Raw genomic sequence first — 11,567 nt, 5'->3', positions numbered from 1 at the left:
TCGAGGAGCCAGGTGCGGGCCGAGGTGGCGTTGGTGATGGTCTCGATGGTGGTGAACGTCTTCGACGCGACGATGAACAGCGTCTCGGCCGGGTCCAGGCCGTGGACGGCCTCGTGCAGGTCGGCGCCGTCGACGTTGGAGACGAACCGGAAGGTGAGCGAGCGGTCGGTGTAGGCGCGCAGCGCCTCGTAGGCCATCGCCGGGCCGAGGTCGGAGCCGCCGATGCCGATGTTGACCACGTTGCGGATGCGCCGGCCGGTGTGCCCGGTCCAGGCACCCGAGCGGACCCGGCCGGCGAAGTCCGCCATCCTGTCCAGCACGGCGTGCACCGCGGGGACCACGTTCTCCCCGTCGACCTCGATCACCGCGTCCCGCGGGGCCCGCAGCGCGGTGTGCAGCACCGCCCGCCGCTCGGTGGTGTTGATCCGCTCACCGCGGAACATGGCGTCCCGCAGGTCGAACACACCGGTCGCGGCGGCGAGTTCCCGCAGCAACCGCAGCGTCTCGTCGGTGACGAGGTGCTTGGAGTAGTCGATGTACAGGTCACCGACCTGCAAGGTGTACCCGCTGCCGCGCCCGGGGTCGGCGGCGAACAGCTCGCGCAGCCGCACCTCGCCGAGTGCGTCGCGGTGCTCGGCCAGTGCGGTCCACTCGGGCGTCTGGTGGAGCCTGGAACGGACGTCTGCGTTCATGTCGGACTTCAGCCTTCTTTCCTACACCTGTCCTGCTGCGTACCTGCCCCGCTGCCGGTCCCAACCTAGTTGATCAGCACACTGGGTGACCTGTCGCGGTGTCGTCCTGCGGCGCAACAAGGTGTCGTCCTGCGGTGCAACAACAGGTACGTGCGGGCGGCGCGCGGGTATCAGCGCGGCGACGGCCAGGAACACGGCGCGGACGGGGCCGACACGGAGCACGAGCCGGCCGCTGCTCTCGGCTCCCGTGCGAGCGGGCGGTCCGCGGCAGGCCGCCGTGGCGGGCGACGGCCGGGCATGGCAGGCCATGACGGGCCGTCGGGGTGACGGCGGTGACGGTGGTGACACGACTCCGGCCAGGCGCCCCCGTGGGCACCTGGCCGGTCGTCAACTCCTAGATCTCGCCCCGCAGTTTGGCGAGCGCCTCGGCGAGGATCGCCTCGCCGTCCGCGTCGCTGCGCCGCTCCCGCACATAGGCGAGGTGCGTCTTGTAGGGCTCGGTGCGCGGCGGGTCCGGCGGGTTGTCCCGGTCCTGGCCGGCCGGGAAGCCGCAGCGCGGGCAGTCCCAGGTATCGGGCACCTGCGCGTCGCTGGCGAAGCTGGGCTGCGTCTCGTGCCCGTTGGAGCACCAGAAGGAGATGCGCAGACGCGGCGCGGACTCGCCGCGCTCGGCCTCGCCCATCGGCCCCGCCCCGACCCGGCTTCCTCGGATCGCGTTGCCACTTGCCACGGTCGTAACTCCCTGCGTGATGGTGCCGCGAAGCGAGTCGGCGTTTCACTTCGCCGCGAGCGCCTCAGTCTACGTAAGGCCCAACGCGCGTCCAGTGATTGGAGTTACAGCCCCCACACACAGACGCAAGCCCCATGATAGGCCGCGCTCAGCTGCGCGTACCGAACATGGGGCGTTACGTACGGAATGTGCGTCTGTACGCTTCGTCGATCAGCTGTTCGTCTTCATCAGGATGCCGAGGACGACGATGCACGCGAACCAGAGCAGACCGATCACGAGAGTGATGCGGTCGAGGTTGCGCTCGGCGACCGAGGAGCCGCCGACGGAGGACTGCATGCCGCCACCGAACATGTCGGAGAGGCCGCCGCCCTTCCCCTTGTGCATCAGCACCAGCAGCATCAGCAGCAGGCTGAAGACGATCAGGGCGATCGAGAACCCCAAAACCACGGCTGGACCAACTTCCTCGGATTCGGATGACGACGGGGGCGCAGCGACGGGGCCGCGCCCCCGCAAGGGTACGACGGATCGGGTCTACCGCATACTCACGGCCGGTGTCACTGGTCGCGGAAGCGCACGATCTTGACGAACTCGTCGGCGTCCAGCGAGGCACCTCCGACCAGGGCGCCGTCGATGTCGGCCTGGGCCATGATCTCGGCGACGTTGCCGGCCTTCACGGAGCCGCCGTACTGGATGCGGACCTTGTCGGCCACGTCCTGGGAGTACAGCTCGGCGATCTTGCCGCGGATGGCGGCGCAGACCTCCTGGGCGTCCTGGGCGCCGCAGACCTTGCCGGTGCCGATGGCCCACACGGGCTCGTAGGCGACCACGATCGTCTCGGCCTGCTCGGCCGGGATGTCCTTCAGACCGCCCTCGACCTGGGCGAGGGTGTGGGAGACGTGGTCGCCCGCCTCGCGGACCTCGAGCTCCTCGCCGACGCACAGGATCGGGGTGAGGTCGTGCTTGTAGGCGGCCTTGACCTTGGCGTTGACCAGTTCGTCGGTCTCGGCGTGGTACTGGCGGCGCTCGGAGTGGCCGATCGCCACGTACGTGCACTTCAGCTTGGCCAGCATCGAGCCGGATACCTCTCCGGTGTAGGCACCGGAGTCGTGCGCGGAGATGTCCTGGGCGCCGTACTTGATCTTCAGCTTGTCGCCGTCGACCAGGGTCTGCACGGAGCGCAGATCGGTGAAGGGCGGCAGGACGGCGACCTCGACGGCCTCGTAGTCCTTGTCGGCGAGGGCGAAGGCGAGCTTCTGGGTGTGGGCGATGGCCTCCAGGTGGTTGAGGTTCATCTTCCAGTTGCCCGCCATCAGCGGCGTGCGCGTGCTCATCGGGGTCAGTCCTCCAGTGCGGCGAGGCCGGGGAGCGTCTTGCCCTCGAGGTATTCGAGGGAGGCGCCGCCGCCGGTCGAGATGTGGCCGAATGCGGTCTCGTCGAAGCCCAGGAGGCGGACGGCCGCGGCGGAGTCGCCGCCGCCGACGACCGTGAAGGCCGGGGAGTCGATGAGGGCCTGGGCGACCGCCTTGGTGCCCTCGGCGTAGTCGGGGTGCTCGAAGACGCCCATCGGACCGTTCCAGAACACGGTGGCCGCGTCGGCGAGCTTCGAGGCGTACAGCTTGCGGGTCTCGGGGCCGATGTCCAGGCCCTCCTGGTCGGCGGGGATCGCGTCCGCGGCGACGGCGGTGGGGTTGGCCGGGGCCTTCGTCTTCAGGTCCGGGAACTCCGTGGAGACCAGGACGTCCACGGGCAGGACCAGCTCGACGCCGGTCTTCTCCGCGCGCTCGATGTACTCGGTGACGACCGGGACCTGGTCCTCCTGGAGGAGGGAGATGCCGACCTCGTGGCCCTTGGCCTTGAGGAAGGTGTAGGCCATGCCGCCGCCGATGAGGATCCGGTCGGCCTTGCCGAGCAGCTGGTCGATGACGGCGAGCTTGTCGGAGACCTTGGCGCCGCCCAGGGCGACGACGTAGGGGCGCTGCACGTCCGCGGTGAGCTTCTTCAGCACGCCGACCTCGGTGGCGATGAGGAAGCCGGCGGCGTGCGGCAGGCGGGCGGGCAGGTCGTAGACCGAGGCGTGCTTGCGGTGCACCGCGCCGAAGCCGTCGCCGACGTAGACATCGGCGAGTGCGGCGAGCTGGTCGGCGAACGCGCCGCGCTCGGCGTCGTCCTTGGCCGTCTCGCCCGCGTTGAAGCGCAGGTTCTCGATCACGGCGACCTGGCCGTCGGCGAGGTCCGCGACGGTGGAACGGGCGGACTCGCCGACCGTGTCGGTCGCGAACGCCACGGCGGAGCCGAGGAGTTCACCGAGGCGCGTGGCCGCGGGGGCGAGGGAGAAGGCCGGGTCCGGGGCGCCCTCGGGGCGGCCCAGGTGTGAGGCGACGACCACCTTGGCGCCCGCGTCCGCGAGGGCCTTGACGGTCGGCAGTACGGCGCGGATGCGGCCGTCGTCGGTGATGGTGGTGCCGTCGAGCGGCACGTTCAGGTCGGCGCGGACGAAGACCCGCCGGCCGGCCACACCTTCGGAGAGGAGTTCGTCGATCGTCTTCATGAAAGCTGCTCCCGGGAGGGCTGGTGGTACTCCGTGATCGTAGAGAGGGCTCTTCCGCACGTGCGTCAGGGCCCGGGCGGCGCGTCCGTGCGCCGCCCGAGCCCTGCCATCACATGGGGGTGCCTGCTCCGAGGGTCAGAGCTGGCCGCCGACGAAGACCGTGAGGTCGACGAGGCGGTTGGAGTAGCCCCACTCGTTGTCGTACCAGCCGAGGATCTTCACCGACTTGCCCTCCTGGACCATGGTCAGGGAGGAGTCGAAGGTGCAGGAGGCCGGGTCGCTGACGATGTCGGAGGAGACGATCGGGTCCTCCGTGTAGGACAGGTAGCCCTGCAGCTCGCCCTCGGAGGCCTTCTTGAACGCGGCGTTGACCTCGTCCTTGGTGACCTCGCGCTCCAGCTCCACCACCAGGTCGGTGGCCGAACCGGTGGGGACCGGGACGCGCATCGCGATGCCGTCGAGCTTGCCCTTGAGCTGCGGCAGGACCAGGGCGGTGGCCTTGGCGGCACCCGTCGTGGTCGGGATGATGTTCTCCGCGGCGGCGCGGGCGCGACGCAGGTCGGAGTGCGGGAAGTCCAGGATGCGCTGGTCGTTCGTGTACGCGTGGACCGTGGTCATCAGGCCCTTGACGATGCCGAAGTTCTCGTCGAGGACCTTGGCCATCGGCGCCACACAGTTGGTGGTGCAGGAGGCGTTCGAGATGACGTGGTGGTTGGCCGCGTCGTACTTGTTCTCGTTGACGCCCATCACGATGGTGATGTCCTCGTCCTTGGCCGGAGCCGAGATGAGGACCTTCTTGGCGCCGCCGGCGAGGTGCTTCTCGGCGTCGGCCTTCTTGGTGAAGATGCCGGTCGACTCGATGACGATGTCGACGCCCAGCTCACCCCACGGGATGTCGGCGGGGTTGCGCTCGGAGAGGACCTTGATGGTGTGGCCGTCGACGGTGATCGTGTCGGCGGTGTGCGACACCTCGGCCTTCAGGCGGCCCAGGATGGTGTCGTACTTGAGCAGGTGAGCGGTGGTCGCGGTGTCACCCAGGTCGTTGACAGCCACGATCTCGATGTCAGCACCCTGCTCCAGCAGCGCGCGGAAGTAGTTACGACCGATGCGGCCAAAGCCGTTGATGCCTACGCGGATCGTCACGAACCGATCTCCTCGTTGGTACGCCGGCCATGCGGTGCCGGCGAGCTGTATTTGGGATGTCCCCGACCACCCCCGACCCTACCTCTCCACGGCCTCCGGGGTGACATCGACTTGTCCCATACACGGCAGGACGGCCCGTACCCACCAGTAGAGGTACGGACCGCCCGAGTCTGAGCCCGTGCCCGCTCGTTTGTCGCCCGATTCGGTCACGATGGGTCGGGCGGTGTTGACCGCAGCGTGCCATCTCCTCGTCTGAGGCGAGCGCCTTCCCATGAGCGCCGCCGGGCGCCCGGAGGCTGCGGCTGAGTGCTCCGGGACGGAGCCGGGGGCATGGTGTCGTCCGGGACGGAGCCGGGGGGCATGGTGTCGTCCGGGACTAGCGGGGGCGGGGTGTCGTCCGGGACGAGCGGGGGCGGGGCCGGGCGGGGCTCCGCGGCCGCCGGAGCCACGGCCGGTGATGGCGAAGAGCGTCACCTCGAGGTGGCGCGGGAAAGTCCCGGCGTGGCGGGCCTGGACCGGGTCTGCGGAAGGGCGCCGGCCCGACGGTCGACGGCCTCAGCGGGCTTCGGTACCGGCGTGTCGGCGGGCTGGGGCGGGTGGTGGCCGGCCCCGGCCGGTGAGCCGGGAGGCCGGTGTCCCGGCGCGGCGTGCGGTCGGCCCGTTGGCGTGCCGTGCCCGGGAGGTCCGGCGACCGGGGCGGGCGGGGCGCCGGTTCCGCCCGTTCAGCCCACCAGGTTGTCGGCGAGTTCCTCGCTGAGGTTGGCCTCGGTGCCCGGGATGCCGAGGTCGGAGGCCCGCTTGTCGGCCATCGCGAGCAGCCGGCGGATCCGGCCGGCGACCGCGTCCTTGGTCAGCGGGGGGTCGGCGAGCGCACCCAGTTCCTCCAGGGAGGCCTGCTTGTGCTCCATGCGCAGCCGGCCGGCCGCCGCGAGGTGCTCGGGCACCTCGTCCCCGAGGATCTCCAGGGCCCGCTGCACACGGGCTCCGGCGGCGACGGCGGCCCGGGCGGAGCGGCGCAGATTGGCGTCGTCGAAGTTGGCGAGACGGTTCGCCGTGGCGCGCACCTCGCGGCGCATCCGGCGCTCCTCCCAGGCCAGTACCGACTCGTGCGCTCCCAGGCGGGTGAGCAGGGCGCCGATGGCGTCGCCGTCGCGGACCACGACCCGGTCGACGCCGCGTACCTCGCGGGCCTTGGCGGCGATGGACAGCCGGCGGGCGGCGCCCACGAGGGCCAGCGCCGCCTCCGGGCCGGGGCAGGTCACCTCCAGGGAGGAGGAACGGCCCGGCTCGGTGAGCGAGCCGTGGGCCAGGAAGGCGCCGCGCCAGGCAGCCTCCGCGTCACAGGTCGCGCCCGAGACCACCTGCGGGGGCAGACCCCGGATCGGCCGGCCCCTGCCGTCCACCAGACCGGTCTGGCGGGCCAGCTGGTCACCGCCCGCGACCACGCGCACGACGTAGCGGGAGCCGCGGCGCAGCCCGCCGGGCGCCATCACGATCAGCTCGGAGCTGTGCCCGAAGATCTCCAGGATGTCCCGCTTGAGCCGGCGGGCCGCCATCGCGGTGTCCAGCTCCGCCTCGATCACGATGCGCCCGCTCACCAGGTGAAGGCCGCCGGCGAACCGCAGGACGGCGGAGACCTCCGCCTTTCTGCAGCAGGTCCGGGTGACGGGGAGCCGGGAGATCTCGTCCTTCACCGCTGCCGTCATCGCCATGGGCCGATCCTTCCATGCATCCGAAAAATACGGTCGTACGCGGCGGCCAGCAGCTCCGGATCATGCCGCGGAGTCCCGTCGGGCCGGGCCACCGGCGCCAGCTCGACCGCGGCCCCGAACCGCTCGGCGGCGTCGGTCAGGGAGTCGCGGTCGGGCACGGCGGCCTCGTCGGCCAGCACCACGTCCAGGGCGAGTTTAGGGGCGTGTCGTCCCAAAACCTCCAAATGACGCTGCGGGGAGAAGCCCTCGGTTTCTCCGGGCTGCGGCGCCAGATTCAGGGAGAGTACCCGGCGTGCCTTCGTCTCCGTGAGGGCGTCCAGCAGTTCGGGCACCAGCAGGTGCGGCATCACCGAGGAGAACCACGAGCCGGGCCCCAGGACCACCCAGTCCGCGTCCAGGACGGCCGCCACCGCCTCCGGGACGGCCGGCGGATCGGACGGCACGAGGTGCACCGACTGCACCTCGCCGGTCGTCAGCGCGACGGTCGCCTGCCCCCGCACGGTGTCGATGTCCTCGGGACGCGCGGGATCGTGCCCCTTGACCAGGGCCTGCAACTCCAGCGGTACGGCGGACATGGGCAGCACGCGCCCCTGCGCGCCGAGCAGCTTGCCGACCAGGTCCAGGGCCTGGACATGGTCGCCGAGCTGCTCCCACAGGGCGACGATCAGCAGGTTGCCGACCGCGTGGCCGTTGATCTCGCCCTGCGACTGGAAGCGGTGCTGGATGACCCGGGCCCAGGTCTGGCCCCAGTCGTCGTCGCCGCACAGTGCCGCCAGTGCCTTGCGCAGGTCGCCGGGCGGCAGCACGCCCAGCTCGTCGCGCAGACGCCCGCTGGAGCCGCCGTCGTCGGCGACCGTGACGACGCCGGTGAGGTCACCGGTGATCCGGCGCAGTGCGGCGAGCGAGGCCGACAGGCCCATGCCGCCCCCGAGGGCGACGACCTTCGGCTGGGTGCCGCGGCGGCGCGGTTTGCCGCCCCGGGCCACGGCCGGCCGGCTCACGCGCCCTTCGGGCATCGCCCTGCGCAGCCGGCCCAGCCGCGGTGTACGTCCTGTCATTCCCGTCCCATGTCCCGGTGTACGACCACCGTCTCCACGCCCTCGGCCGCGAGCCGCGCGGCGAGCTTCTCCGACATCGCGACCGAGCGGTGCTTGCCGCCCGTACAGCCGACCGCGATGGTCACGTACCGCTTGCCCTCCCGGCGGTAGCCCGCGGCGATCAGCTGGAGGAGTTCCGCGTACCGGTCGAGGAACTCCTTGGCGCCGGGCTGGTTGAGGACGTACGTCGCCACCTCCTCGTTCAGGCCGGTGTAGGGCCGCAGCTCCGGGACCCAGTGCGGGTTGGGCAGGAACCGCATGTCCACGACGAGGTCGGCGTCGACGGGGAGGCCGTACTTGAAGCCGAAGGACATGACCGTGGCCCGCAGCTCGGGCTCCTCCTCGCCGGCGAACCGGGCATCCATCTTGGCGCGCAGTTCGTGCACGTTGAGGCTGGAGGTGTCGATCACCAGGTCGGCGTCGCCGCGCAGCTCGCGCAGCAGCTCGCGCTCGGCGACGATGCCGTCGACGATGCGGCCGTCGCCCTGGAGGGGGTGCGGACGGCGCACGGACTCGAAGCGGCGCACCAGGGCTTCGTCGGAGGACTCCAGGAAGACGATCCGCCGGGTGACGTTCCGCGCCTCCAGGTCGGCGAGGGACTCACGGAGGTTGTCGAAGAAGCGCCGGCCGCGGACGTCGACGACGACCGCGATGCGCGCCACGTTGCCCTGGGAGCGGGCGCCGAGCTCCACCATGGTGGGGATCAGCGCGGGCGGGAGGTTGTCGACGACGAACCAGCCAAGGTCCTCCAGACACTTGGCGGCCGTCGAGCGGCCGGCCCCGGACATACCGGAGATGATCACCAGCTCGGGGATGGCCGCCTCCGGGATACCGGGTGGTGTCACGTCCGTACTCACCTGCGCTCCGTCTTCGTGGCCTGCGGTGTGCTCGGCGCTGCCGTGGCCCGTGTCGGGCGCGGCGGCGTCGTGCCGGGTGGCATCCTCGCCTGTCCGCCTGGGCGGTGACTGCGAGGACGCTGTGAGCTTCTGATCTTGGTTCGCCGCGGGCGGCTGGTCCTGGTTCACCGCGGGCGTGCGACCTGGGTCGGCTGTGTGCTGCGCGTCGTGCTCGCTCATGTCTCCTGCCCCCGTCGTTCGTGCGGGGCGCCCGTGGTGGCGGGTTCCCCGGGGGAGCCCGCCGTCGTGCCGGGCTCCTCCTCGTCCATGATTTCTCCGGTCGCCGTGTTCACGGCGGGTGCGGCCGGAACCGCGCGGGTGAGGGCCGCGACGATCGTCTCGGCCGTCCTGCGACCTATGCCCGGTACCTCGCAGATCTGGTCGAGCGTCGCGGAACGCAGTTTCTTCACCGAGCCGAAGTGTTTGATCAATGCCTGTCTGCGGGTCTCGCCGAGCCCGGGGACGTCGTCCAGGGGGCTGGAGCGGAACCGCTTGGCGCGCTTGGTGCGCTGGTAGGTGATCGCGAAGCGGTGGGCCTCGTCGCGGACGCGCTGGAGGAGGTAGAGGCCCTCACTGGTGCGGGGCAGCACTACGGGGTCGTCGTCGCCCGGCAGCCAGACCTCCTCCAGTCGCTTGGCGAGGCCGCAGACGGCGATGTCGTCGATCCCGAGGTCGTCCAGGGCCCGCCGGGCCGCCGCGACCTGCGGGCGTCCGCCGTCGACGACGACGAGCTGCGGGGGGTAGGCGAAGCGCTTGGGCCGGCCGTCGTCCTCGGTGAGGGTGTGGACGGCGGCGTCGGGCAGGGCGCCGTCGGCACCGGGCTCGCCGTCGGTCCACTCCCCCGTCCTCTCCTTCTCCACGAGGTAGCGCCGGAAGCGGCGGGTGATCACCTCGTGCAGGGAACGGACGTCGTCCTGCCCCTCGAACCCCCTGATCTGGAAGCGGCGGTACTCGCTCTTGCGGGCCAGACCGTCCTCGAAGACCACCATGGACGCCACCACGTCGTCACCCTGGAGGTGCGAGACGTCGTAGCACTCGATGCGCAGGGGGGCGCTGTCGAGGTCGAGGGCGTCGGCGATCTCCTCCAGGGCGCGCGAGCGCGTGGTCAGGTCGGAGGCGCGCTTGGTCTTGTGCAGGACGAGCGCCTGCTGGGCGTTGCGCTCGACGGTCTCCATCAGGGCCCGCTTGTCGCCCCGCTGCGGGATGCGCAGGGAGACGTGGGAGCCGCGCCGCGCGGTGAGCCATTCCTGGACGGGCCCCACGGGCTCGGGCAGGGCCGGGACCAGAACCTCCTTGGGGACGGCGTCGCCGGTCTCCTCGCCGTAGAGCTGCTGGAGGGCGTGTTCGACGAGGGCGCCGGTGGTGATCTCCTCGACCTTGTCGGTCACCCAGCCGCGCTGGCCGCGCACGCGTCCGCCGCGGACGTGGAAGATCTGGACGGCGGCCTCCAGCTCGTCCTCGGCGACCGCGACGAGGTCGGCGTCGGTGGCGTCGGCGAGCACCACCGCGTTCTTCTCCATGGCCTTCTTCAGAGCCTCGATGTCGTCGCGCAGGCGGGCGGCCCGCTCGTACTCCATCTCCTCGGCCGCTTCCCTCATCTGCTTCTCCAGACGGCGGAGGTAGGTGCCGGTGCGGCCGGCCATGAAGTCGCAGAAGTCCTCGGCGAGATCGCGGTGCTCCTCCGCGGGAATCCGGCCGACGCAGGGCGCGGAGCACTTGCCGATGTAGCCGAGCAGGCAGGGGCGGCCGGTGCGGGCCGCGTTCTTGAAGACGCCGGCGGAGCAGGTGCGCACCGGGAAGACCCGCAGGAGGAGATCGACGGTGTCACGGATCGCCCACGCGTGCGCGTACGGCCCGAAGTACCTGACGCCCTTCTTCTTGTGGCCGCGCATCACCTGCACGCGGGGGAACTCCTCGTTCATCGTCACCGCGAGGTACGGGTAGCTCTTGTCGTCGCGGTACTTGACGTTGAACCGGGGGTCGTACTCCTTGATCCAGGAGTACTCCAGCTGGAGCGCCTCGACCTCCGTGGACACCACGGTCCACTCCACGGACGCGGCCGTGGTGACCATCGTGCGGGTGCGCGGGTGGAGACCCGCCAGGTCCTGGAAGTAGTTCGCCAGGCGCTGGCGCAGGCTCTTCGCCTTCCCGACGTAGATCACCCGGCGGTGCTCGTCGCGGAACCTGTAGACCCCGGGAGAGTCCGGGATCTGTCCCGGCTTGGGGCGGTAGCTGGAGGGGTCGGCCATGTCTCACACCCTACTGGCGCGGAGTGACAGCCCGGCGTGGCTGTGGACAACCGTGGAGCGTCGGGGGCGGGGGTGCGCTCGGTCGGCGGAGCCGTGGACGGTCCATGGGTGTGACGATGCCGGTTCGGGAGGGGGAGCACGGGTGGTGGGCGCGGGAGCGCGGGGGGGGCGGGTGCGGGAGCGGGAGTGGCCAGGAGGGGGAGGCTGGTGGCCACGGACCGCGCGGGTGGCGGCCCGGCGGGGGCTGATGCGGAGGGCGGGGCTGAGCGAGGCCGAGCGGCGCGTGGGGCGACACCGGGGGACCGTGACATCCGCCACCGGCCGTCACGGTCCCCGGCCGGTGCCGGAGCCCCGGAGCTCCCCCACGGCGAAGGAATGCGCACGCCGGCCCGCGGTTCCGGTGAGGACCCGGCGGTATCCGGGGCGTGGGCAAGGGGGCACCGACTCGGCCACCGGCGGACCGCGTTCGGGCGTCAGGTGTTGTCGGGGCCTGGGCAACA

The 11,567-nt window shown here is 71.3% G+C and carries 10 protein-coding genes; all 10 read right to left on the bottom strand.

Annotated features, from left to right (window positions below):
- A partial coding sequence (locus ACZ3KJ_RS05315) for a glucose-6-phosphate isomerase (RefSeq protein WP_467524746.1) occupies positions 1 to 692 on the bottom strand: 692 nt, incomplete at its 3' end.
- Positions 693 to 1,086: 394 nt separating this feature from the next.
- Positions 1,087 to 1,422: an RNA polymerase-binding protein RbpA gene (locus tag ACZ3KJ_RS05310; protein WP_003957010.1), complete on the bottom strand. Its 336-nt coding sequence runs from the start codon at positions 1,420 to 1,422 to the stop codon at positions 1,087 to 1,089.
- A gap of 210 nt (positions 1,423 to 1,632) precedes the next feature.
- Entirely contained in the window at positions 1,633 to 1,863 is a 231-nt protein-coding gene (secG, locus tag ACZ3KJ_RS05305; RefSeq protein WP_467524820.1) for a preprotein translocase subunit SecG, read from the bottom strand.
- 113 nt (positions 1,864 to 1,976) lie between these two features.
- Positions 1,977 to 2,753 carry a triose-phosphate isomerase gene (gene tpiA, locus ACZ3KJ_RS05300; protein ID WP_467524744.1) on the bottom strand — a complete coding sequence of 259 codons (777 nt, stop codon included), beginning with the start codon at positions 2,751 to 2,753 and terminating at the stop codon, positions 1,977 to 1,979.
- A 5-nt stretch (positions 2,754 to 2,758) separates the two neighbouring features.
- On the bottom strand, positions 2,759 to 3,970 hold the full coding sequence (locus ACZ3KJ_RS05295; RefSeq protein ID WP_467524742.1) for a phosphoglycerate kinase: 1,212 nt from the start codon (positions 3,968 to 3,970) through the stop codon (positions 2,759 to 2,761).
- A 135-nt stretch (positions 3,971 to 4,105) separates the two neighbouring features.
- The gene (gene gap / locus ACZ3KJ_RS05290; protein ID WP_389511462.1) at positions 4,106 to 5,113 is read right to left on the bottom strand and encodes a type I glyceraldehyde-3-phosphate dehydrogenase; all 1,008 of its coding nucleotides are present in this window, start codon (positions 5,111 to 5,113) and stop codon (positions 4,106 to 4,108) included.
- Between the two features lie 722 nt (positions 5,114 to 5,835).
- A complete protein-coding gene (gene whiA / locus ACZ3KJ_RS05285) occupies positions 5,836 to 6,825 on the bottom strand; it encodes a DNA-binding protein WhiA (RefSeq protein WP_385064485.1) in 990 nt (329 codons plus the stop codon).
- Positions 6,816 to 7,883: a gluconeogenesis factor YvcK family protein gene (locus tag ACZ3KJ_RS05280; RefSeq protein WP_467524740.1), complete on the bottom strand. Its 1,068-nt coding sequence runs from the start codon at positions 7,881 to 7,883 to the stop codon at positions 6,816 to 6,818. The genes whiA and ACZ3KJ_RS05280 overlap by 10 nt, the downstream gene beginning before the upstream one ends.
- Positions 7,880 to 8,998, bottom strand: coding sequence for an RNase adapter RapZ (gene rapZ, locus ACZ3KJ_RS05275; RefSeq protein ID WP_467524738.1), 1,119 nt, complete (start codon positions 8,996 to 8,998; stop codon positions 7,880 to 7,882). Before rapZ ends, ACZ3KJ_RS05280 begins: the two co-directional genes overlap by 4 nt.
- Positions 8,995 to 11,067 (bottom strand): excinuclease ABC subunit UvrC, encoded by a 2,073-nt coding sequence (gene uvrC / locus ACZ3KJ_RS05270; protein ID WP_467524736.1) that lies wholly within the window; start codon positions 11,065 to 11,067, stop codon positions 8,995 to 8,997. Before uvrC ends, rapZ begins: the two co-directional genes overlap by 4 nt.
- Positions 11,068 to 11,567: the final 500 nt, after the last annotated feature.

The sequence above is a fragment of the Streptomyces sp. NPDC003248 genome (assembly GCF_055563235.1).
This window is presented reverse-complemented; position numbering and strand designations above follow the sequence as displayed.